Source organism: Streptomyces sp. NPDC003032 (assembly GCF_053591415.1).
In genome coordinates this window covers 14,848-37,701 of record NZ_JBSFTT010000033.1, presented here as the reverse complement: position 1 = coordinate 37,701, position 22,854 = coordinate 14,848, and the positions used below count along the sequence as shown (strand labels likewise).

The 22,854-nt window shown below is 68.7% G+C and carries 19 protein-coding genes and 1 pseudogene; 11 read left to right on the top strand and 9 right to left on the bottom strand.

The features are described 5' to 3' along the window. Window positions 1–51 precede the first annotated feature (51 nt). Window positions 52–1,719: a fumarate hydratase gene (locus tag ACWDZ7_RS33965; protein WP_451802361.1), complete on the bottom strand. Its 1,668-nt coding sequence runs from the start codon at window positions 1,717–1,719 to the stop codon at window positions 52–54. 179 nt (window positions 1,720–1,898) lie between these two features. Here ACWDZ7_RS33965 and ACWDZ7_RS33960 point away from each other — a divergent pair, with 179 nt between their 5' ends. Further along, on the top strand, window positions 1,899–2,585 hold the full coding sequence (locus ACWDZ7_RS33960; RefSeq protein WP_451802359.1) for a DUF1707 SHOCT-like domain-containing protein: 687 nt from the start codon (window positions 1,899–1,901) through the stop codon (window positions 2,583–2,585). A gap of 124 nt (window positions 2,586–2,709) precedes the next feature. Further along, entirely contained in the window at window positions 2,710–3,084 is a 375-nt protein-coding gene (locus tag ACWDZ7_RS33955) for a WhiB family transcriptional regulator (protein WP_451802358.1), read from the top strand. Window positions 3,085–3,286: 202 nt separating this feature from the next. On the opposite strand, the gene glpX is transcribed toward ACWDZ7_RS33955, so the two are convergent. Continuing rightward, window positions 3,287–4,318, bottom strand: a complete 1,032-nt coding sequence (gene glpX / locus ACWDZ7_RS33950) for a class II fructose-bisphosphatase (protein WP_398518186.1) — start codon at window positions 4,316–4,318, stop codon at window positions 3,287–3,289. A 180-nt stretch (window positions 4,319–4,498) separates the two neighbouring features. Between glpX and ACWDZ7_RS33945 the strand changes: the two genes are divergently transcribed. Continuing rightward, window positions 4,499–5,026 carry a DUF4245 domain-containing protein gene (locus ACWDZ7_RS33945; RefSeq protein ID WP_451802356.1) on the top strand — a complete coding sequence of 176 codons (528 nt, stop codon included), beginning with the start codon at window positions 4,499–4,501 and terminating at the stop codon, window positions 5,024–5,026. 131 nt (window positions 5,027–5,157) lie between these two features. Here the strand turns inward: ACWDZ7_RS33945 and ACWDZ7_RS33940 are convergent, their stop codons facing one another. From ACWDZ7_RS33940 to ACWDZ7_RS33925, 4 genes are all read right to left on the bottom strand, one after another. Continuing rightward, on the bottom strand, window positions 5,158–5,748 hold the full coding sequence (locus ACWDZ7_RS33940) for a malonic semialdehyde reductase (RefSeq protein ID WP_451519478.1): 591 nt from the start codon (window positions 5,746–5,748) through the stop codon (window positions 5,158–5,160). A 152-nt stretch (window positions 5,749–5,900) separates the two neighbouring features. After that, window positions 5,901–6,167, bottom strand: coding sequence for an exodeoxyribonuclease VII small subunit (locus tag ACWDZ7_RS33935; protein WP_451802355.1), 267 nt, complete (start codon window positions 6,165–6,167; stop codon window positions 5,901–5,903). 65 nt (window positions 6,168–6,232) lie between these two features. Further along, window positions 6,233–7,438, bottom strand: a complete 1,206-nt coding sequence (xseA, locus tag ACWDZ7_RS33930) for an exodeoxyribonuclease VII large subunit (RefSeq protein WP_451802353.1) — start codon at window positions 7,436–7,438, stop codon at window positions 6,233–6,235. A 208-nt stretch (window positions 7,439–7,646) separates the two neighbouring features. Then, entirely contained in the window at window positions 7,647–9,032 is a 1,386-nt protein-coding gene (locus ACWDZ7_RS33925) for an APC family permease (protein ID WP_451802351.1), read from the bottom strand. 129 nt (window positions 9,033–9,161) lie between these two features. Here ACWDZ7_RS33925 and ACWDZ7_RS33920 point away from each other — a divergent pair, with 129 nt between their 5' ends. Both ACWDZ7_RS33920 and ppgK read left to right on the top strand, forming a co-directional pair. Next, window positions 9,162–10,145 (top strand): 4-hydroxy-3-methylbut-2-enyl diphosphate reductase, encoded by a 984-nt coding sequence (locus ACWDZ7_RS33920; protein ID WP_451802350.1) that lies wholly within the window; start codon window positions 9,162–9,164, stop codon window positions 10,143–10,145. 22 nt (window positions 10,146–10,167) lie between these two features. Continuing rightward, window positions 10,168–10,911: a polyphosphate--glucose phosphotransferase gene (gene ppgK, locus ACWDZ7_RS33915; protein WP_451802348.1), complete on the top strand. Its 744-nt coding sequence runs from the start codon at window positions 10,168–10,170 to the stop codon at window positions 10,909–10,911. A gap of 37 nt (window positions 10,912–10,948) precedes the next feature. On the opposite strand, the gene ACWDZ7_RS33910 is transcribed toward ppgK, so the two are convergent. Then, window positions 10,949–11,464 (bottom strand): DUF6542 domain-containing protein, encoded by a 516-nt coding sequence (locus ACWDZ7_RS33910; protein WP_451802346.1) that lies wholly within the window; start codon window positions 11,462–11,464, stop codon window positions 10,949–10,951. Window positions 11,465–12,374: 910 nt separating this feature from the next. Here ACWDZ7_RS33910 and ychF point away from each other — a divergent pair. Together ychF and ACWDZ7_RS33900 are read left to right on the top strand one after the other, a co-directional pair. Beyond that, complete coding sequence (gene ychF, locus ACWDZ7_RS33905; protein ID WP_451802345.1) at window positions 12,375–13,463, top strand: redox-regulated ATPase YchF; 1,089 nt, start codon at window positions 12,375–12,377, stop codon at window positions 13,461–13,463. 594 nt (window positions 13,464–14,057) lie between these two features. Further along, entirely contained in the window at window positions 14,058–16,049 is a 1,992-nt protein-coding gene (locus ACWDZ7_RS33900; protein ID WP_451802343.1) for an AIPR family protein, read from the top strand. Window positions 16,050–16,144: 95 nt separating this feature from the next. Here the strand turns inward: ACWDZ7_RS33900 and ACWDZ7_RS33895 are convergent, their stop codons facing one another. Continuing rightward, complete coding sequence (locus tag ACWDZ7_RS33895) at window positions 16,145–16,321, bottom strand: hypothetical protein (RefSeq protein ID WP_451802341.1); 177 nt, start codon at window positions 16,319–16,321, stop codon at window positions 16,145–16,147. Window positions 16,322–16,614: 293 nt separating this feature from the next. Here ACWDZ7_RS33895 and ACWDZ7_RS33890 point away from each other — a divergent pair. Continuing rightward, window positions 16,615–17,436, top strand: a pseudogene (locus tag ACWDZ7_RS33890) (helix-turn-helix domain-containing protein). Continuing rightward, complete coding sequence (locus tag ACWDZ7_RS33885) at window positions 17,433–17,615, top strand: DUF397 domain-containing protein (protein WP_451802340.1); 183 nt, start codon at window positions 17,433–17,435, stop codon at window positions 17,613–17,615. The pseudogene ACWDZ7_RS33890 and the gene ACWDZ7_RS33885 overlap by 4 nt, the downstream one beginning before the upstream one ends. 58 nt (window positions 17,616–17,673) lie before the next feature. Here ACWDZ7_RS33885 and ACWDZ7_RS33880 read toward each other — a convergent pair whose 3' ends face one another. After that, window positions 17,674–18,513, bottom strand: a complete 840-nt coding sequence (locus ACWDZ7_RS33880; protein WP_451802339.1) for a hypothetical protein — start codon at window positions 18,511–18,513, stop codon at window positions 17,674–17,676. Window positions 18,514–18,649: 136 nt separating this feature from the next. Here ACWDZ7_RS33880 and ACWDZ7_RS33875 point away from each other — a divergent pair, with 136 nt between their 5' ends. Both ACWDZ7_RS33875 and ACWDZ7_RS33870 read left to right on the top strand, forming a co-directional pair. Next, on the top strand, window positions 18,650–20,734 hold the full coding sequence (locus ACWDZ7_RS33875; RefSeq protein ID WP_451802338.1) for an N-6 DNA methylase: 2,085 nt from the start codon (window positions 18,650–18,652) through the stop codon (window positions 20,732–20,734). A gap of 121 nt (window positions 20,735–20,855) precedes the next feature. Next, window positions 20,856–22,847: a type I restriction-modification system subunit M gene (locus tag ACWDZ7_RS33870; RefSeq protein WP_451802429.1), complete on the top strand. Its 1,992-nt coding sequence runs from the start codon at window positions 20,856–20,858 to the stop codon at window positions 22,845–22,847. Window positions 22,848–22,854: the final 7 nt, after the last annotated feature.

The following is a 22,854-nucleotide window of genomic DNA, read 5'->3' as shown; positions in this document are numbered from 1 at the left end:
GGGCGCGCGGTTCCCCGCGCCCCTTCTGGGGCGCACCCGCGGAGGCGTGTGTTACTTCAGGCCCGGTCCGCGTACCGGGATGTGCGTGAACGTCGGCTCGGGGGCCGGGTTCTGGAAGAAGTCGTTGCCCTTGTCGTCGACGACGATGAAGGCCGGGAAGTCCTCGACCTCGATCTTCCAGACCGCCTCCATGCCGAGCTCCTCGTACTCGACGACCTCGACCTTCTTGATGCAGTCCTGGGCGAGGCGTGCGGCGGGGCCGCCGATCGAGCCCAGGTAGAAGCCGCCGTGCGCGTCGCAGGCGTCGGTGACCTGCTTGCTGCGGTTGCCCTTGGCGAGCATCACCTTGGAGCCGCCGGCCGCCTGGAACTGCTCCACGTAGGAGTCCATGCGTCCGGCGGTGGTGGGCCCGAAGGAGCCGGACGCGTAGCCCTCGGGGGTCTTCGCCGGGCCCGCGTAGTACACCGGGTGGTCCTTCAGGTACTGAGGCATCTCCTCGCCCGCGTCGAGCCGCTCCTTGATCTTGGCGTGCGCGATGTCGCGGGCCACGACCAGCGGTCCGGTGAGGGAGAGGCGGGTCTTCACCGGGTACTTGGTCAGCTCGGCGAGGATGGCGTCCATGGGCTGGTTGAGGTCGATCTCGACGACGTCGGAGGCCTCGTCGAGATGATCGTCCGTGGTGTCCGGCAGGAAGCGCGCCGGGTCCGTCTCCAGCTGCTCCAGGAAGACGCCCTCCGCGGTGATCTTCGCGGTGGCCTGGCGGTCGGCCGAGCAGGAGACGGCGATGGCGACGGGCAGCGAGGCGCCGTGGCGGGGCAGCCGCACCACGCGCACGTCGTGGCAGAAGTACTTGCCGCCGAACTGCGCGCCGATGCCGATCTTCTGCGTCAGCTCGAAGACCTTCTCCTCCAGCTCCTTGTCCCGGAAGCCGTGCCCGGTCGCCGAACCCGCGGCGGGCAGCTCGTCCAGGTAGTGCGCGGAGGCGTACTTCGCGGTCTTCAGGGCGAACTCGGCGCTGGTGCCGCCGACGACGATCGCCAGGTGGTACGGCGGGCAGGCCGCCGTACCCAGGGAGCGGATCTTCTCCTCCAGGAACTTCATCATGGAGGCCTCGTTCAGGACGGCCTTCGTCTCCTGGTAGAGGAAGGACTTGTTGGCGGAGCCGCCGCCCTTGGCCATGAAGAGGAACTTGTACGCGCCGCCGTCGGTCGCGTACAGCTCGATCTGCGCGGGGAGGTTGGAGCCGGTGTTCTTCTCCTCCCACATGGTCAGCGGGGCCATCTGCGAGTACCGGAGATTGAGCTTCGTGTACGCGTCGTAGATGCCGTGGGAGAGCGCCTTCTCGTCCTCACCTTCGGTGAGGACGTGCTGTCCGCGCTTGCCCATGACGATCGCCGTGCCGGTGTCCTGGCACATGGGGAGCACACCCGCCGCCGCGATGTTCGCGTTCTTCAGCAGGTCCAGCGCCACGAACTTGTCGTTGGACGACGCCTCGGGGTCGTCGACGATGCGCCGCAGCTGGGCCAGGTGCGCGGGCCGCAGATAGTGCTGGATGTCGTGGATCGCCTCGGCGGCGAGCGTGCGCAGCGCCTCGGGCTCGACCTTGAGGAACGTCCGCCCGTCGGCCTCGAAAGTGGAGACACCCTCGGAGGTCACCAGCCGGTACGGGGTGGTGTCCTCTCCCAGCGGGAGCAGATCGGAGTACTCAAACTCTGGCATTACGGCCATTCCTCACTCGGCAGACAGCGGCGCGGCCTCCATTGGCGACGCGTCGACCAGCGTAGAACGCGCGCGGCGGGCCGGGCCTGTGAGGTAAGGCTCAGTAGGCCGCGGGCCGCCCCCGGCCGGTTGTCCACAGGGGGTAGTCGCGATCTATCGCGTTTGGGTACGCTGCTGGCGTGGACCTCGAAAAGCGCCTCCCGCAGCCCGCTCCCGCCACAGCCGAGGAGTCGGGGTCGCTGCGCGCCTCCGACGCCGACCGGGACCGCACGGCGGACATCCTCCGCGAGGCCCTGGCCGAGGGCCGCCTCACCGCGGAGGAGCACGCGGACCGCATCGACGGGGTCTACCGCGCCAAGACCATGGCCGAACTGCGGCCGCTCGTCAGGGACTTGCCCGCCTCCCACGACCAGGGCCGGTCCGGGCCCGCTCTCCGGCCCGCCCCCGCCCGGCCGTCCCCCGGAGCGGTCCCGCCCGTCGCCGACGAGAATCTGGTGGCGGTCCTCAGCGGCTCCGTCCGCAAGGGCCGCTGGCGGGTCGCCCGCCGTACCCATGCGTACGCCGTCTTCGGCAGCGTCGAGATAGACCTGAGCGAGGCGATCTTCGAGCAGCGCCAAGTGGTCATCAAGGCGTACGCGATCTTCGGCTCGGTCGAGATCCGCGTCCCGCAGAACGTGTCGCTGCGCGGCAGCGGCGCGGGCGTGCTCGGCAGCTTCGAGGTGGACACGCTCGACTCCCCGGAGCAGGACGCCCCGGTCGTCTTCGTGGACGGCACGGCGATCCTCGGCAGCATCGAGGCACGGCCCAAGCGCGGCAAACTGGTCCATGACCTGCACCGGCAGCTGCGCAAACACCTCGGTCACTGACGCCCGCGCCCCGCCGCGGGAAGGAGAACCACCGTGCATCGGAACTCAGTGCATAGGCGCGCACACAGCGGGTAGACCTTGCTGCATCGTCTCTCGCTCGCGAAGCCGTCGTCAGGAGTGGACCGTGCTGCAACCGTCGCGTCAGTCCCTGCAGGTCGCCGCCGTTCCGGTGCAGCGGGCGCCGGCACGGGATCGGACCGATGACGCTCCATGGCACACCGAAGCCGTGTGCCGCCGCGACGAGGCCGGACTGTTCTTCGCCCCGTCCAAGGAGCCGACCGCGGCCAGGCTCTCGCGCGAGGAGGCGGCCAAGCGTGTCTGCGCCCGCTGTCCCGTGATGGTCGAGTGCCGCGAGCACGCCCTGCTCCAGCCCGAGCCGTACGGCGTGTGGGGCGGCCTCACCGCCGCCGAGCGCCGCGTGGTCCTCGCCCGCCGCCGCAGGCGCGACCTCGAACTGCAGAAGGCGGCGCACGCGGCGGGAATCGCCGCCGCGGGATAGTCCCGCCCCGGACCTACGGCGAAGGGGGCGTCCCCCGCACGGGACGCCCCCTTCGCCGTACGCGGCTACTTCGTGCCGTAGGCGGCTACCCGCGCGGTACGCGGCTACTTCGCGCCGTAGGCAACTGCTTCGTGCCGTACGCGGCTACTCCGCGCCGTAGGCGACCCCCCCGCGCCGTAGGTGACCCCCCGCGCCGTACGAACTACTTCGCGCGGTCGAAGTCGATCGCGCTGTAGGCGCGCAGCTTCGAGAGCCGGTGGTCGGAGTCGATCTTGCGGATCGTGCCCGACTTGGAGCGCATGACCAGCGACGACGTCGAGGCGGTCGCCGCGCGGTAGCGCACGCCCTGGAGCAGCTCGCCGTCGGTGATGCCGGTCGCGACGAAGAAGACGTTGTCGCCCTTGACCAGGTCGTCCGTCGAGAGCGTGCGGTCCAGGTCGTGGCCGGCGTCGATGGCGCGCTGGCGCTCGGCGTCGTCCTTGGGCCACAGCTTGCCCTGGATCACACCGCCCAGGCACTTGATCGCGCAGGCCGAGATGATGCCCTCGGGGGTGCCGCCGATGCCCATCAGCAGGTCGACGCCGGTGCCCTCGCGCACGGCCATGACCGAGCCCGCGACGTCGCCGTCCGAGATGAACTTGATGCGGGCGCCGGTCTCGCGGATCTCCTTGACGATGCCCTCGTGGCGGGGGCGGTCCAGGATCATGACCGTGACGTCCTCGGGCGAGGAGTTCTTGGCCTTGGCGACGCGGCGGATGTTGACCGACGCGGGCGCGTTGATGTCCACGTAGTCCGCGGCCTCGGGGCCGGTGACCAGCTTGTCCATGTAGAAGACCGCGGACGGGTCGAACATGGCGCCGCGGTCGGCGGCGGCCAGCACGGCGATGGCGTTCGGCATGCCCTTCGCGGTCAGCGTCGTGCCGTCGATCGGGTCGACGGCGATGTCGACCTCGGCGCCCGTGCCGTCACCGATGCGCTCTCCGTTGAAGAGCATCGGGGCCTCGTCCTTCTCGCCCTCGCCGATGACGACGATGCCGTTCATCGAGACGGTGTGGACGAGGGTCCGCATGGCCCTGACAGCGGCGCCGTCCGCGCCGTTCTTGTCGCCGCGGCCGACCCAGCGGCCCGCGGCCATGGCGGCGGCCTCGGTGACCCGGACGAGCTCCAGGGCGAGGTTGCGGTCGGGAGCCTCGGGAGAAACCTCGAGCTCGGACGGAAGATGATGCTCGGTCATCGGGACGCACCTCTCTGCTGATACGACGACGGCCGGATGAGGGATTGTGAACGACTCTATCCGTAGGCCGACAAAATGAGCAGTGGGCCCCACGCATGAGCGGGCGGGGCGGGTGGGGGGAGGAACCGGTGAGGCGCCGGGGAGGCACCGGGGGAAGGTGCTCGTTCCGCGCCTGAGACCATGGGGGGCGTGGCAGGCAGACAAGGCAACCAGACCGTCAAGAACATGCTGTGGTCGTTGGTGGTGATCACCCTGGTCGCGGGCGTGAGCTACCTCTTCGTCCCGCATGACGAGTCCAAGACCCCCGTCAAGCGGGTCGACTACCGCGTGGAGCTCCTGACGGCCCGGCGGGCCGCGGCCTATCCGGTGGCGGCGCCCGAGGGCCTGTCCAAGGAGTGGAAGCCGACGTCCGTGCGGTTCAAGGGCGCCGCCCACGACGACTGGCACCTCGGCTTCCTCGACCCCGACGGCGAGTACGTGGCGGTCAAGCAGTCCACCGCCAAGCCGGTGAAGTTCATTGCGGACGCCACCCAGGAGGCCGCGAGGACCGACGTCACCGAGAAGATCGGCGGCCGGACGTGGCAGCGGTACAAGGGCTCGACGTACGACGCCCTGGTGAGCACCGAGAAGGGCGCGACGACGGTCGTCACGGGCACGGCGTCGTTCGCGCGGCTGACGAAGATGGTCGAGTCGCTGAAGACGACGTGAGCGTGTGGTTGTGGTGACCAGATGGCCAGGTGACCAGACGGCCAGGTCACGAGCGCGCGAAGGGCCCCCGGCAGTGTGCCGGGGGCCCTTCGCGTGACTGGCGCCTGCGGGCGTGCGCGCGGTCGCTTCGCTCAGACCGTGGTGACGACGTCGTCGTAGGCCAGGCGCGGGGAGCGCGGGAACCAGGCGTCGTCACCCGGCTTGCCGATGTTGACGACCATCAGCGGGGTGTGGTCGTCGTCCAGGAACTCCTTCTGGACGCCGGCGAAGTCGAAGCCGGTCATCGGGCCCGCGGCCAGACCGGCGGCACGGACGCCGACGATGAAGTAGCCGGCCTGAAGCGTGGCGTTCACCAGCGCGGCCTGCTCACGGGCCGGGCGCTCGGCGAAGAACACGTCCTTGGCCTGCGGGAAGTGCGGGAAGAGCGCCGGGAGCTCCTCGTGGAACTCGTTGTCCGCGGAGAGGATCGCGACCAGCGGCGCGGTCGAGGTCTTCGGACGGTTGCCCTCGGCCATGTGCTGCACCAGGCGCTCGCGGGCCTCGGGGGAGCGGACCAGGGTGACCCGCAGCGGCGACTGGTTGAAGGCGGTCGGGCCGTACTTGACCAGGTCGTAGATCGCCTGGACCTGCTCCTCGGTGACCGGCTCGTCGGTGAAGGTGTTCGCGGTGCGGGCCTCGCGGAAGAGCAGGTCCTGGGCGGCGGGGTCAAGGGCGAGAGACATGGATCTACCTTCTCGTTACGTGCTGTGGATCAGCTGGCACGACCGACAGTACGACAAGTGACGTTTAAGATTCAACCAAAATGGCGCCGCCGTGATCCGCCTCACAGGGCTCGGGTGCGCCCCTTCGGCCCTCGATGCGGCCCTGCCCGCCCCTAGCCGTCGCCCTTGCCGTCACCGACGCCCTCGGCGTCCTCGGCGTCCTCGCCCGCGAGCGCCGCGTCCAGGCGGGCGCGCGCGCCGTCCAGCCAGCGGCGGCAGATCTTCGCCAGCGCCTCGCCCCGCTCCCACAGGGCGAGTGACTCCTCCAGGGTCGTGCCGCCGGTCTCCAGGCGGCGTACGACGTCGATCAGCTCGTCCCGTGCCTGCTCGTACCCGAGGGCGTCCGCCGGGCCCGTGGCCTCGTCCGTCTTGCTGGTCATGCGCCCACCCTAATTGTCGATTTGGCGGTTCGTTCGGTTCGTGCGGTTCATGCGGTTCATGCGGTTCATACGGTTCGTACGGTGAATTCGCCCTCGGCGACGCGGGCCCTCAACTCCTCGTCGGCGCCCACCTCTTCGGGGGCCCGGACGACCGCGCCGTCCGCCTTCTGCAGCACCGCGTACCCCCGCTGGAGGGTCGCCGCGGGGGAGAGGGCCACCACGCGCGCGTGGGTGTGCGTCAGCTCCGAGGCCGCCCGGTCCAGCAGGTGGCCGAGCGTACGGCGGGTGCGGTCGACGAGCGCCGAGACCTGCTCCTCGCGCTCCTCGACCATGCGGTGCGGATGCTCCATGCAGGGGCGGCCGAGGGCGTGTGCGAGGCCGCGGCCCTCGCGGTCCAGGAAGGCGTCCATGCAGCGCCGGGCGCGCTCCCGCAGGGCCTGCACGCGCTCGTACTCCTCGCCGACGTCCGGCACGACTTTCTTGGCGGCGTCGGTCGGGGTGGAGGCGCGCAGGTCGGCGACGTGGTCGAGGAGGGGGTTGTCCGGCTCGTGGCCGATCGCGGAGACCACCGGCGTACGGCACGAGGCCACCGCCCTGATCAGCTGCTCGTCCGAGAACGGCAGCAGATCTTCCACGCTGCCGCCGCCCCGCGCCACGATGATCACGTCGACCTCGTCGAGCGCGTCGAGGTCCTTCACGGCCTGGACGACCTGTGGCACCGCGTGCACGCCCTGGACCGGGACGTTGCGCACCTCGAAGCGGACGGCCGGCCAGCGGTGCCGGGCGTTCTCCAGGACGTCCCGCTCGGCGGCCGAGGCGCGGCCCGTGACGAGGCCGACGAGCTGCGGCAGGAAAGGCAGCGCCTTCTTGCGCTCGGGCGCGAAGAGGCCCTCCGCGGCGAGGCTCTTCTTCAGCTGCTCGATCCGCGCGAGCAGCTCACCGACGCCGACCGGCCTTATCTCGGCGGCCCGCAGGGACAGCTGCCCTCGCGGCGCGTACCACTCCGGTTTGGCGTGGACGACGACGCGGGCGCCCTCGGAGACGACGTCCGCGACGGCGTCGAACACCTGGCGGTAGCAGGTGACGCTCACCGAGATGTCGTGCGACGGGTCGCGCAGCGTCATGAACACCACGCCGGCGCCGGGTCTGCGGGACAGCTGGGTGATCTGCCCCTCGACCCAGACGGCACCGAGCCGGTCGATCCAGCCGCCGATGAGCCGCGACACCTGCCCCACGGGCAGCGGCGCGTCAGCAGACGTATTGAGAGCCATACGGCGAGCGTAGCCGCAGGGTCTGACAGGCCGGCACCGTCTTTCCGGCGCGGTGTCCGGGCGGGGCGAACGGTTCGTTCGGCGCGGATTCGACGCGGGGCGAATGGTTCGTTCGGCGCGGACTGGACGCGGGGCAAACGGTTCCCTCGGTGCCGATTCGACGCGGGGCAAACGGGTGGGTGGGAGACACCCGCCGCGAAGCGGCGGTCTAGTCCACCCCCCAACGGCCCCGCTGTGCGAAAAGCACCACAAGCCCGACCCCCAGCCACACCGCCCCCACCACCTGCGCGGCCCCGGACGCCTCCCAGATGACGGCCACCACGATCGCCGCCCCCAGCACAGGGACCAGCACATGCCGCCACCAGCTGAAGCCCGCCTCACGGTGCCGCACCGCGAACCACCCCACCACGCTCGCGTGCAGCAGCAGGAACGCCGTCAGCGCCCCGATGTCCACCACCGACACCAGGTGGTCCATCCCGTCGTCCCGCCGAGCCGCCCACACCGCCGCCACCATCGTCACCACGGCCGCACACAGCAGCGCGACCCGCGGCGTACCGGAGTCCGTCCGGGACAGGCCCTTCGGCAGCCGCCGATCCCGCGCCATCGCGAAGAGCAGCCGCCCCGCCGCCGCCTGCCCCGCCAGCGCGGCGAACGCCGCGCCGATCGCCTTGCTGGCGGCCACCAGATCATGCAGCCACGTCCCGGCCGCCGAGTTCACAGCATCGTAGAAAGCAGTCCCCTGCTTGCCCGGATCCGCGGCCAGCTCGGCGGACGACAGGGGCTCCAGGAGCGCCACCAGATACGTCTGGGCGACGAAGAGGACACCCGCGAGCGCCAGACAGAACAGCACCGCCCGTGCGACCTTCGCCGAGCCCCCCGTCACCTCCTCCGCGAAGGAGGCGATCGCGTCGAAGCCCAGATAGGACAGGACGGCGATCGACACCGCGCCCACCACCGCCGAGAGCGCGAACGCGCCCTGTGAGCCGTCACCCGTCAGCGGTGAGAGCCAGTCCCGCCGCGCCCCGTCCTGGACGAGGACGATGACGGCCGCGACGACGAAGACGACGAGGACCACGATCTCCATGGCGAGCACCGCGAAGCCGACCCGCGCCGCCGCCCGCACCCCCCACAGGTTCAGCGCGGTCGTGATGAGCACGGCGAGCGCTGTCCATACCCACCGCGACACCGAGGGGACCAGCGAGTTCATGGCGATCCCGGAGAACAGATAGGCGACCGCAGGGATGAGCAGATAGTCGAGCATCGCCATCCACCCGGCGACGAACCCGGGCCCCTTGCCGAGCCCCACGCGCGCGTACGCGAAGACGGACCCCGCCTGGGGGACCACCCGCACCATCTGGGCGTAACTGAAAGCGGTGAACGCCATCGCGACCGTGGCCACCAGATAGACGAGGGCCACGGCGCCGTGCGACTTCGCGTCGAGCGTCCCGAAGACACCGACCGGCGCCATGGGGGCGATGAAGAGCAGGCCGTAGACGACGAGGTCCCGGAAGCCCAGCGTGCGCCGCAGCCCACCACCGTCGGCGGGCTCGGCGCCAGCGGCAGGAGCTCCCGTACTGGCGGACTGACCGGACATCGTGCCTCCGTAGATCAACGCAGGACCAGCGCAGGACCAGCGCAGGACCAGCGCAGGACCAGCGCAGGCCCCCAGTCTCCCCAACCGTCCGATCTTTGACGCGCTGGACGCGGCCTTACGATGGTGTGCATGACTGCAACGCCTGGCTCCCGCCGTGTCCTGCTCGCCGCTCCCCGTGGCTACTGCGCGGGCGTGGACCGTGCCGTGATCGCCGTCGAGAAGGCCCTGGAGCAGTACGGGGCCCCGATCTATGTCCGCCACGAGATCGTCCACAACAAGTACGTGGTGCAGACCCTGGAGAAGAAGGGCGCCATCTTCGTCGACGAGACGGCGGAGGTGCCCGAGGGCTCCATCGTCATGTTCTCCGCGCACGGCGTCGCCCCGACCGTCCACGCGGAGGCCGCCGAGCGCAAGCTCGCGACGATCGACGCGACCTGCCCGCTGGTCACCAAGGTGCACAAGGAAGCCGTCCGGTTCGCCAAGGACGACTTCGACATCCTCCTGATCGGCCACGAGGGCCACGAGGAAGTCATCGGTACGTCCGGTGAGGCGCCCGAGCACATCACGCTGGTCGACGGCCCCGAGGACGTAGCGAACGTCGAGGTCCGCGACCCGGACAAGGTCGTCTGGCTCTCCCAGACCACGCTCTCCGTCGACGAGACGATGGAGACGGTCGACGCCCTGAAGAGCAAGTTCCCGAACCTCCTCTCGCCGCCGAGCGACGACATCTGCTACGCCACGCAGAACCGCCAGATCGCGGTGAAGAAGCTCGCCGAGCAGGCCGAGCTGGTCATCGTCGTGGGCTCCAAGAACTCCTCGAACTCCATCCGCATGGTCGAGGTCGCCCTCGACGCCGGCGCCCCCGCCTCGCACCTGGTGGACGGCGCCGACGAGATCGACGAGGCCTGGCTGGAGGGCGTGACCACGGTCGGCCTGACGTCCGGCGCCTCCGTGCCGGACGTCCTGGTGGACGGCGTCATCGAATGGCTCGCCGAGCGGGGCTACGGCGACGTGGAGACGGTGAAGACGGCCGAGGAGTCGATCACCTTCTCGCTGCCCAAGGAGCTCCGCAGGGACCTGCGTGCCGAAGCGGCCGAACTGTCACAGCGCTGACCCCGGCCGTAACGTGGGGGCCATGCAGATCTTCGGTGTGGACATCGGCGGATCCGGGATCAAGGGCGCTCCCGTTGACCTGGACCGCGGAGAATTGACCCAGGAGCGGCACAAGGTCCTGACGCCACATCCGGCGACGCCGGACGCGGTGGTCGAGGGCGTGCGCGAGGTCGTGGAGCACTTCGGCTGGACGGGCCCCGTCGGGGCGACCTTCCCCGGCGTGATCACCGACGGCACGGCCCGCACGGCCGCCAACGTCGACAAGAGCTGGATCGGTACGGACATCCGCAAACTGGTCTCCGACCGGCTAGGCGGCGTCCCCGTCACCGTCCTGAACGACGCGGACGCGGCGGGCGTCGCGGAGATGCACTTCGGCGCGGGCCAAGGGCGTACGGGCACGGTCCTGATGCTCACGCTCGGCACGGGCATCGGCAGCGCCCTGTTCACGGGCGGCCGTCTGGTGCCGAACACCGAGCTCGGCCACCTCGAGCTGGACGGCCACGACGCGGAGAAGCGGGCCTCCTCCAAGGCGCGCGAGGACGAGGACCTGACCTGGGAGCACTGGGCGAGGCGCGTACAGAAGTACCTGGCCCATGTGGAGATGCTGTTCTCGCCGGAGCTGTTCATCATCGGCGGCGGTGTGAGCCGCAAGGCGCACAAGTTCCTGCCGCTGATCGAGGGCATCTCGGCGGAGATCGTCCCGGCGCGGCTGCAGAACAACGCGGGCATCGTGGGAGCGGCGATGGCGGCGGCGGGCGAGGTGTAGCGGCGGCGCCCCGCGGGGCCTCTCCCCGACGGCGGCGTCAGACGGTGGGGAGGCGCTTGCCGTCCGGCTGCCGCGGCGCGGGGTGGGGCTGCCCGGGAGGCTCGGACATCAGCCGGACCTTGCGTACGGTCACGATGAGTCCGGCGACGAGCGTGCCTCCGTAGAGCCATCCCGCGTACAGCGCCAGCGACGTCACGAGCCCCATGAACTGGCCGCCGAGCCCGCCGGTGCCCCCGGAGATCGGCAGGATCCCGGCGGCGAAGGCGATCGGCACGGTCACCGGCGCGGCGATCAGGTCGGCGGGGCGCACCCACAGCGCGGTGAGCGCCGCCACGGGCAGGAACAGCACGCCGTACGCGACGACGGAACCGCTGAACAGCAGCCTCAGCACGCAGGCGAACACGAACATCACGGCCGCGCAGAACAAGCCGCTGCCGAGCCCCGTCAGGCGGGGGTTGGGCATCCGCTGCGCCCAGCGGTACAGCGGGGTGCGGCGCAGCGCCCGGACGAACGGCGGGGCGGGCCGGCGCGGACGGGCGGCGGCCCGGTACACGGTGCCGGGCTCGGCGGCCCGGCCTTGCGGGGGCAGTGGCGCGGTGCGGCCGGGCGGCTCCGTGCCGGCGCCCTTCGGGCCGGACGGAGCCGTCGGCCCGGATGGCCCCGCCGGTCCGGATGGCCCCGTCGGTCCGGACGGACCCGCCGGCTGGGGCTGGGGCTGGGCCTGCGGCCGGGATTGAGCCTCCGGCTCGGACTGAACTCTCGCGTTCGGGCCGGGCTGAGCCCTCGGCGCGGGCTGAGCCTTCGGCCGGAACTGAGCCTCTGGCTCGGGCCGAACTCTCGCGTTCGGGCCGGGCTGAGCCCTCGGCGCGGGATGAGCCTTCGGCCGGAACTGAGCCTCTGGCTCGGGCCGAACTCTCGCCTTAGGGTCGGGCTGAGCCCTCGGCGCGGGCTGAGCCTCCGGCTCGGCCCGAACTCTCGCCTTCGGGCCGGACCGCACCCTCGGCGCGGACTGAACCTCCGGCGCGGGCCGAACCTCCGGGGCGGACCGAACCCTCGGCTCGGGCCGAACCCTCGGCGCGGACTGCACCTCCGGGTCGGGCCGAACCCCCGGCTCGGACCGAACTCTCACGTTCGGATCGGACCGAACCCTCGGGTCGGGCTGAACCCTCGGCTCGGGCTGGACCTCCGGGGCGGGCTGAGGCTGAGGGGGACGCGTCCTGTGTTGCTCCACTGGACCAACCTAGGTCGGCTTCCGCGCGGAATCAGGCGCGGGACACGCCCTTTGGGTGACCTTGGCCATGCGTTCGACAGGGCGGGGCCCGGGCGGACGGCCGTCCGGAGGGGCCGACGGCGGCACGCCGTAGACTGGTGGATCGGCCCATGTACGAAGCTCATGGAAGTTCATGGAAGCTCATGTACGAAGGGGCCGCCCCACCCAGCCCTGACGTACGGGAAGTCGCAACGTGTCGCTCACGATCGGAATCGTCGGTCTGCCCAATGTCGGCAAGTCGACCCTGTTCAACGCCCTGACCAAGAACGACGTGCTGGCGGCCAACTATCCGTTCGCCACGATTGAGCCGAACGTCGGCGTGGTCGGCGTCCCCGACCCCCGCCTGACGAAGCTGGCCGAGGTCTTCGGCTCGCAGAAGGTCCTCCCCGCGACCGTCGACTTCGTCGACATCGCGGGCATCGTGCGGGGCGCGAGCGAGGGCGAGGGCCTGGGCAACAAGTTCCTCGCGAACATCCGCGAGTCGGACGCGATCTGCCAGGTCATCCGTGCGTTCAAGGACGAGAACGTCGTACACGTCGACGGCAAGGTCTCGCCCAAGGACGACATCGAGACGATCAACACCGAGCTGATCCTCGCCGACCTCCAGACCATCGAGAAGGTCCTGCCGCGCCTCCAGAAGGAGTCGCGCATCAAGAAGGACATCGCTCCGAAGGTGGCGGCGGTCGAGGCGGCGAAGGAGATCCTGGAGAAGGGCGACACGCTCTTCTCCCAGGGCATCGTCCAGGGCTCGGGCAACGAGGAACTCCTCCACGACCTCCACCTCCTCACCACCAAGCCCTTCCTCTACGTCTTCAACGTCGATGAGGACGAGCTGACGGACGACGACTTCAAGGCCGAGCAGCGCGCGCTGGTCGCCCCCGCGGAGGCGATCTTCCTCAACGCCAAGCTGGAGTCGGACCTCGCCGAACTCGACGACGACGAGGCCCTTGAACTCCTCCAGTCGGTAGGCCAGGAAGAGCCCGGCCTCGCCACCCTGGCCCACGTCGGCTTCCGCACCCTCGGCCTCCAGACCTACCTCACGGCAGGTCCGAAGGAGTCCCGCGCCTGGACCATCAAGCAGGGCGCGACGGCCCCCGAGGCGGCCGGTGTCATCCACACGGACTTCCAGAAGGGCTTCATCAAGGCCGAGGTCATCTCCTTCGCGGACCTGGTCGAGACGGGCTCGGTGGCGGAGGCGCGCGCGGCGGGGAAGGCGCGTATGGAGGGCAAGGACTATGTGATGCAGGACGGGGATGTGGTGGAGTTCCGCTTCAACAACTGAACTCCACCACGTCGCTGACGTGGTGGAGTTCAGGGCCAAAATGCAAGTGACTGACGGGGTCGGGACGAGTTCGTCCCGGCCTCGTTAGCTATGCCCGCCATCGTTGCTGGTGGCATTGCGACAGAAGGAGCAAGTTGTCGCTTAGGGCGCTGTATACCCGGCGATGGCGGAAGCCTGCCGGTGAACATCGTTCACGAACAGCTGGTGACCTTCTCTGCGCGTCCACGTCGGTCAGTGTCGACTGGGATCATCGGACGAGTTCACCGCTCACCTGAGCGAGGTCCGTGCCGAACAGAAGCGCAACTCGAATCTGATGCGCCTCCTCCATCAGCATGGGTTGTGACGCAGACGCATCAGTTACGTCCCGCGGGCTCACGCTTCTCGTAGCATATGAAGAGTTCAAGCACGTGATCGTGACTGGGGGCAGGGATGAGCAGGAGCGGTCAGGCAATGCCGCTGGAAGTCCGGCATGTGCGCGATGCGTTGAAGCGCGAGTTCGATCCGCTGATCTCGCTCGCTGACTATGAGAAACGTCAACCTTCGGAACGTGAGAATGCCTTCAACTCGCGTGCGTTGTCCGCCAGGGCGGCTCGCATGCTCACGGACTGTACGCCCGAGGAAGCGGCCGAGTCGGTGATCGACGGCCGGGACGACTTCGGTATCGACGCCGTCGCCTTCTCCGCCTCCGCCCCCGAACTGTGGCTGATCCAGGCCAAATGGAGCGACAAGGGCAAGGCCGGCTTCGACACCAGCGCCGCACACAAGCTGGTGCACGGCCTGAAGAAGCTCGACAACCGGGACTTCGACCAGTTCAACGAACGGTTCCGGCGTCTCGCTGACCGGGTACGGTCGGTGCTCGACGTTCCTACGTGCAAGGTGGTCCTCGTCATCGCCGTTATGGGCGAGGGACACCTGTCCACGGAGACAGAGGCCATACTCGACGAAGCTGCCCAGGAGTTCGGCGGCTATACGCGCTCCATCGAGCACCGGGTGCTGAACCAGACCGACTTCCACCGCGCCGTCCGCGAGGACCTCACCCCGGAGCCGATCACCCTTACCGCCACCATGACGCAGGGCTGGCATTCCAGGGAAACCCCCTATCAGGCGTACTCGGGGCTGGTGGCGGCCGACGAACTCGCCCAGTGGTACGCCAGCAACGGCGAGCGGCTGTATGACCGCAACGTCCGCAGATCGCTGGGCCTGACCGGAGTCAACCAGACACTCGTCGAGAGTCTCATCCGGGATCCGCAGGGCTTCTGGTACCGCCACAACGGCATCACTGTGCAGTGCGACAAGATCGAGCCACATTTCTTCGCGAAGCATAAACCCAGTGAACCCGTCAAGCTGGTCCTCGAAAACGCGAGTGTCGTCAACGGTGCGCAGACCGTTACTTCTGCACACCGGGCGTTCCAGCAGAACGAGGAAGCGGTGGGCGAGGCGTACGTCACCGTCCGGATCATCTCGGTTTCCGGCGCCCCGGAAGGGTTCGCGGGCGAGATCACCGAGGCGACGAACACGCAGAACCACATGGAGCGCTCCGACTTCATCGCGATCAAGCCGGTACAGAGTCTGATCCGTGAGGACTTCCGGCTCTCTCTTGACAAGGATTACGTATTCAAGCGCGGTGAGATCGAGCCGTCGCCGGCGTTCGGATGCTCGGTCCGCGAGGCCGCCACCGCCCTCGCCTGCGCCCACCCGGACCCGGCCCTGGCGGTACGGGTGAAGGGCTCGGCCGACGCGCTCTGGGAGGACGGTCCCGGCGGTATCTACACCCGGCTGTTCGGCCGCAGGCCCAGTGCCTATCAGATCTGGCGCAGCGTCCTGCTGATGCGGCGGGTGCGGGAGTCCCTGCACGAGGTCCGCTCCACGCTGACCGGGCGGGCGGGTTCGATCGCTGACAGCGGCGCTTTGTTGGTGGCACACATGGTCGCCCAGCAGGTCGGCTCGGAGGGGATCGACGAACCGGACTCGGGTTGGGAATCTGCCCTGGAGGACGTACCGGCGCGGGTCGGTGCCACGCTTGCCCAGCTCATCCCGCTGGTGAACCACCTTTTCGGGGTCGGGAGTTACATCACCAGTACCTTCGCCAGCGAGGAGCGCTCCCGGAAACTGGTCGCAGCCGTCCTTCGGGCGCTCGCCGACGGTACGGACGCCGGAGACCTAGCGGCGTACCAGCAGCGGGACGAATCGAAGCCGCCCAGGCGTCCCAACACCGTGACCCTGCTCATCGACCACGACCGCATTCCGGCCGGCACCAGACTGATGTACCACCCCAGTGCGACGGAGGAGCAGGCCATCGGGGACTGGCTGAACGCCGACCCGCGCCGGGCCTACGCCACCTGGGTCAACGACCGGCGCAAGCCCCTGCTCTGGGAGGCCGACGGGAAGCGGTACTCGCCAAGCGGCCTGGTCACGCACATCTGGCAGCAGGCCGAGTGGCGGGAGGCGTGGAGCGCGGTCCAGGGACCGAAACAGTGGGGCGTGCTGGGCGAGGACGGAACGCTGGTCGACCTCGCCGAGCAGCTCTGGCAGCGGCTCCTGACGGATTCCCTGCCTGAGGAGGAAAAGTTCGACTTGCTCCAATGAGGGCGGGCCTCCGGCAGCACTGGGCATGGTCACGCGGGTCAGCGGTCCAGCTCCGTCCAAACCGTCTTTCCCGGCCCCTCACGCTCGTCGACGCCCTAGCGTGAGGTGAGCGCCGCGACGACCAGCAGCCCCCTGCCCGATTCGGCGTCGGGCGGGGGAGGGGCGAGCGAGGAGGACGGTCGGCGCTCGGAGTGAGCGTCGGCGACTTCGATACGCGGAGCCAACTTGATACGGAACTCGAAGTCACGTCCGGGGACGCGGCCGTGGGTCACGGCATTTGCCCCGAGTTCCGCGACGAGTGCGGCGCCGCTGGAGATTCCTGGGCTGTCGTGCGGGAACTCTCACTCGATGAGTTGGGCGACGGCCAGTGCGCGCGAGCCGCGCGCCGCGCGGAGTCGGGCTGAGCCGCTGGCTGAACATACATACGGTGACAGGCGAAGGTGTGAACAGGCGCGACACCCGTACAGGGCCGCTTGTACGAGCGTGTGTCATGGAGAGTCCCCGTAACCGGACGTGACCATAGGCAGGCTGGGTGGCTCAGCGGAATGCACGGAGGTGACCGGGCATGGCGGGTGGGACGAGCAGCGGCGGTGGTGAGCCCGAACCGTCGGAAGCGCTGAAAGGGTTCGGGGCGGTACTCAAGGCCCTGCGGGAGCGGGCAGGCCTGACGCATAGGAGGAGTTCGGGCCCCGGGTCCGGTACTCACCGCACTATGTGGCCTCGATCGAACAGGGCAGAAGGTTCCCGCCCAAGGACCTGATCGAGCGGGCGGAGGAAGTCCTCGACGCGGACAGGATCCTGCGGGTGACGCGGCGGGCGGGGCTGGCTTCGTGGTTCAGGCAGTGGGCGGGGATCGAGGAGGAGGCGTTCAGTCTTTATGCGTACGAGTGCTGGTTGATTCCTTGGCTGCTGCAGCCGGAGGCCTACATCCGACCCGTGTTCGGCAGCAGGCTTCCCCGCTGTCGGACGAACAGATTGTGCAGCAGGTCGGCGCCCGTCTGGCGCGGCAGGGCATGTTGGCCGAAAGGGCCAATGTCGCCTTCAGCTTCATCATCGAGCAGGCCGTATTGGAGAGGCGTACAGGTGGGGCGGCGGTGACTCAGGTGCCCATTGATCACCTGCTGGAACTGTTCTGCCTTCGCAACGTGGGGATTCAGATCATGCCGCTGCGAACGGAAGAACATGCCGGGCTGGACGGCTCGATGTACTTGGCCGAAACCCGGACAGCAGTTGGATCGGCTACTTCGAAGGCCATGACAGCAGTGGTCTGACTTCCAGCCCGAAACAGGTCAGCTCATGGCTCCAGCGCTATGGCAAGATGCGCTCGCAGGCCCTCGGACGCGAGGCCACAGTGGGTCTGCTGGAGCAGATGCCAGGAGCGCTATGAGTACCGACGAAGTGGTCTGGTTCAAGAGCAGCTACAGCGGCACAGGTGGCGGCAACTGCATCGAGGTCGCCACCCGCCCCGATGCCGTGCACGTCCGGGACCCCAAGGACGAGCAGGGCCCGAACCTGTGGCTCACCCCCCGCAGCTGGACCGCCTTCGCGACGTACGTGGCGAGCTGATCCGGACCACTGAACTTCCTTTGCCCCGAAACCGATACGGAGTCAGGGCGAGGAACGTTCAGGCTCCCTCGGCGAACCGGGGCCGAGCCGTGTGTCGTGAGACGCGCGGCATCGTCTCGCCCGGTGAACGACGGAGCAGCTTCATGTCGCGGCCCTCGACCCAGGCGTTCCATGACTTGAGGTAGTAGAGCAGGTGCTCCCGCGAGTCGTCGCGCCTGCGGTGGGTCTTGCCGGCCGCCAGATTCAGCAGCGTATTGCGCAAAGTCAGCCGTGGGTCACCGATGCGCAGTCCCGCACCGGTGACCAGGGCTTCGTGCCAGGGGAGTTGATTGAGCTCGGGACGGGCGGCGGTGGTCGCGTACCAGCCGACCGCGGCGGCCGTCACAGTGATGCGGAACGCCTTATTCATTGGGATCGCCGCCCGGACAGCGTCCCGCATACCGGGGTGCTGGTCGAGGACGGTGAGCAGCAGATCGTTGCTGACCGCGGCGCTCTGCCCGCTCCACGCGGAGTCCGGAGCGGTCAGGTAGAGATGCAGTCCGCGCAGGGCCGCCGCCAGGTGGGTGCTGTGCTCCTCGCCCGCGAGGGCCAGCGCGTCGCGCCCGCTCCGCTTGCGGCCGGTGTCCATCACGGTGAACGCGGACTGCGCCACCCCGCGTGTCACCACGCATTGCACGGGGACGCCCGCCTTCGCCACCGCCTCCAACCGGTGCTGGCCGTCGATGAGTGCGCCGTGCTCGTCGAAGGCGATGCCCTGGTGGGTGAGCTGCCACTCGCCGCGCTCGATCTGCTGGGTGAGCTGCTGGACGAACGCTTTGCTCAGCGGGCGGTTCCTGGTGTTGAGCAGCAGCCAGTCGCGGGCCAGCTCGGGCGTGATCACTTCTACGTTGCTCTGCATGACGTCCCCTCCATTGCCATCAGCGGCAGCACTCGTCGACTACGACGATGACAGCACTGCCTGAAAGCATTGTCAAACGGCATTATGTCGTGCTGTACTGTTCGTGCGTGTTCGTTGAAAACGAAGGGGGCTGCTGATGGCCGCACCGACCACGGTGAGTACCTCCGAGATCGCCCGTATCGCGGACGTCGGCCGCGCAACCGTGACCAACTGGCGGCGCCGCCACTCCGACTTCCCCGCTCCTACGGGTGGTACGGAATCGCGCCCCACGTTCACGCTGGAGGACGTGGAGGGGTGGTTGGCCGAGCATGGCCGCCTCCCGCAGTTCACCGAGCAGCAGCAGCTGTGGCGGGAGCTGCTGAGGGAGGCCGAGGGATCGGGGCTGACTGAAGCGATGACTCGGGCCGCGCTCTTCCTCACCTTCCTGGAACGCGAAGGTCACACCTCACGGGAGACGCGTTACGTTCACTACGCCGAAGGGCCGGACCTGGACGACGAGGGTCTCGGTGACGGCATGCTCGACGAGATCGGCAGAGCACTTCAGGACATGCCTGAGCCGCTCGCCCTGCTGCGTTCCGCGTCGCTGATGCGTGAGCTCGCGGCTGCCGCGACACGGCAGACGCCGGACGAGGTCCTGTCGGACCTGCTCGACCGCTACGCGAGCGAGTCGCGAAGGCGCGGGCCGGGGACCCCGGAGGCGGTGGCCCACTTCATGGCGACACTGGCCAAGGCCGCGTCGCCGGACGATGCGCTGAGCGCCGTACTCGATCCGGCATGCGGGACGGGGGACCTGCTGGAGGCGGCCCGGATCCGGGGGGCCACGCAGCTCGACGGTCAGGACCGGGACCTGCACCTGGCCCAGCTGGCCGCCGCCCGGCTCTCCCTCCGGCTGGGGGGGAAAGGGCACTGCTCTGTCGACGCCGAGGACGCTCTCGCCCGATCCCGGCATACGGGTGGGGAGTTCGACGCGGTCCTGTGCAACCCCCCGTACAACGAACGTGACTGGGGCGCGGACGAGTTGGCGTACGACTCCCGCTGGGAGTACGGCCTGCCGTCCCGGTCCGAGTCCGAGCTCGCCTGGGTGCAGCACTGCCTGTCGAGGGTGCGGCCGGGTGGTGTGGTGGTCATGCTACTGCCGCCGTCCGTCGCCTCCCGGAGCTCGGGGCGGCGGATCCGGGCGGCGCTCGTACGGCAAGGTGCGCTGCGCGCCGTGCTGACACTGCCTGCCGGCGCTGCTCCGCCGGCGCATATCGGACTGCATCTGTGGGTGCTGCGCAGGCCGGGCGGGGACAGTGACGCAGAGAGCGGCCATGTGCTGTTCATGAACTGCAAGTCGTTGCCGGACATGAACAGCCGTGGCGGGCGTCCCTCCGTCACCTACCGAGAGCTGCTTACAGCGCCTGAGAAGTGCCCTGCCATGCCAGGCGTGTACCGTGCTGTCCCGATCACGGATCTGCTCGACGACACAGTCGACCTCACGCCCGCGCCAAGGCTCGCGGGGGTGCGCGACCTGCCGCAGGTAGACGACCTCCGCCGTACCCTGAGCGGCCGTCGCGACGGCCTCGGCTCTGTGCTGTCGCAGGCATCGGCACTCGCCCCGAGCGACGAATGGGGCGTCTCCCGAACGGGCGGGCCATGGACGATGGTGCCGCTCGCCGATCTGATCCGTACGGGGGCGCTGGCTCTGCTCAGACCCAAGGCGACGAGCGGCAACGGGGAGTCGGGTGGCGACGATCCCGTCCTCACGGCTGCGGATGTGAACGAGGGGCGCTCCCCGTCCGGGCGCGGTTCGGCAGGGGACGAGGACGCGGTGCGGATCAGGGCCGGGGACGTGATTATACCCGGGACGCTGCTGTCTCCGGAGAGGACCGCCGCGCGGGTTGCGGACGACACTGATGCGGGGGCGCTGCTGGGCAGGAACTTGCACCTGCTGCGCCCGGACGAGGCGCGGCTCGACCCGTGGTTCCTGGCCGGCTTCCTCGCCGACCCTGCCAATGTGCAGCGGGCCAGCCAGGGGACGTCGATCGTTCGGGTGGACGCGCGCAGGCTCCAAGTGCCGTTGCTGCCGCTGGAGGAGCAGCAGACATACGGGGCGGCGTTCCGGCGGCTGCACACCTTCACGACGGCTCTGCGCCGTGCCGCGTTCCAGGGCGAGGAGACGGCCGGGCAGCTGCGGGCCGCGCTCACGGCCGGCGCTTTGCGGCCACCGCCACCGGCCTGAACCCATGCGGGCCTCCCCGCACACACGACACACTGACCGCGTACGTACCGCACTGAAGTAATCGCCGCCCTGGCGGCCCGGAAGGACAACGGTGGAGCAGGACCACAGCAGGCACTCGGAGATGATCAACTTCATCTGGAAAGTCGCCGACTTGCTGCGCGGCGACTTCCGGGCGCATGACTACGGGAAGATCATTCTTCCGTTCACGGTGCTGCGGCGGCTGGACTGTGTGCTGGAGCCGACGAAGGCCGAAGTGCTCGCGGAAGTTGCGGAGATGGAAGAGCGGGGGCGACCGCTGGCCTACCGGGAGATGAAGCTCCGTGAGGTCGCCGGGCACGGGTTCTACAACACCAGTGAGCTCACCTTCAAGCGCATCGGCCGGGACCATTCACAGGCGAAGACGCTGCTGAAGTCGTACTACAGCGCCTTCTCGGAGAACGCCCGGGAGATCCTCGACCGGTACAACTTCGAGCAGCACATCTCCGATCTTCAGGAGAAGGGGCTGCTGTATCAGGTCGTCGGCGAATTCGCCAAGATCGATCTGCGGCTGCCGAAGGGGCCGGACGACAAGGACGGCATCGACAACCACCAGATGGGCTACATCTTCGAGGAGCTCATCCGGAAGTTCTCCGAAGACAACCCCGCCGGTGAGCACTTCACGCCCCGCGAGGTGGTCCGGTTGATGGTGAACCTGCTGCTGGCCCCGGACGAGGGGACGCTGGGTGCGGGCAAGACGCGGACGGTTCTCGACCCGGCCTGCGGGACGGGCGGCATCCTCAGCGAGACCGAGGACCACATCAAGCGCAAGGCCCCGCATACGACCGTCGGGCTGTACGGGCAGGAACTGAATCCTGAGTCGCACGCCATCTGCCAGTCCGACCTGCTGATCAAAGAGCAGGAACCGGACAACATCAAGTACGGGAACTCCTTCACCCAGGATGGCCACAAGGGGCAGAAGTTCGACTACTTGGTCGCGAACCCACCCTTCGGAGTGGAGTGGAAGAAGGTCAAGCAGGAGGTGGAGCGGTTCGCCAGAAATGGGGATCGCTTCCACGCGGGACTGCCGAGGATCAGCGACGGTTCCTTCCTCTTCCTCCAGCACATGATCTCGAAGATGAAGCCGGTGACTCCTGACGGTAAGGGCGGCAGTCGTATCGCAATCGTCTTCAACGGGTCGCCGCTGTTCAGTGGCGGGGCGGGCTCCGGCGAGTCCGACATCCGGAGGTGGATCCTGGAGGAAGAGGACCTGCTGGAGGCCATCGTGGCGCTGCCAGATCAGCTCTTTTACAACACCGGGATCTCCACTTACTTCTGGATCCTGTCGAACAGGAAGCACCGGAGCCTCAAGGACAAGGTCATCCTGCTGGACGCGCGAGGCCAGTGGACGAAGATGCGGAAATCGCTGGGCGACAAGCGCAAGGTCATCTCTGATGCCCAGATCGCAGCGGTGACGGACATGTACATGGAGGCGGTGGCTGCCGCGGCCGACGAGGAGCAGTCGCTGCCGGAGAACGCGAAGATCTTTGAAACGAAGGAGTTCGGCTACCAACGTATTACCGTAGAGCGGCCGTTGAAGCTGCGCTTCGAGGTCACGGAGGAGACGCTGACCGCGCTCCGGGCTTCGGCCGCGATCGACAGGGCGGTTGATGCGGGGGTGTTCGCGGATGCGCTGAAGTCGCTGGTCGGTGAGCGATGGGCGACCAAGGAAGAGGCGTGGGACGCGATCCGTCAGGCGTTGGTGCCGGCGGGCCTGATGATGCCGACGGGCAAGCCCTTCCAGAAGGTGCTACGGGATGTGGTGGGGGTGCGCGATCCCGAGGGCGAGGAGCAGTACCTCAAGAAGGGCGACCCGCACCCGGAACCGGACCCTGACCTTCGTGACAACGAGAACGTGCCGCTGGAGGAGGACATCGACGCGTACATGAAGCGCGAGGTGCTGCCGCACGTGCCGGACGCGTGGGTGGACCACACGAAGACGAAGATCGGATACGAGATTCCGTTTACGCGGCAGTTCTATGTGTATGAGCCGCCGAGGCCGTTGGAAGAGATCGATACGGAGCTGACGTCGCTGGAGGCCGAGATTCAGCGGCTGCTCGGGGAGGTGACGAAGTGACCCAAGT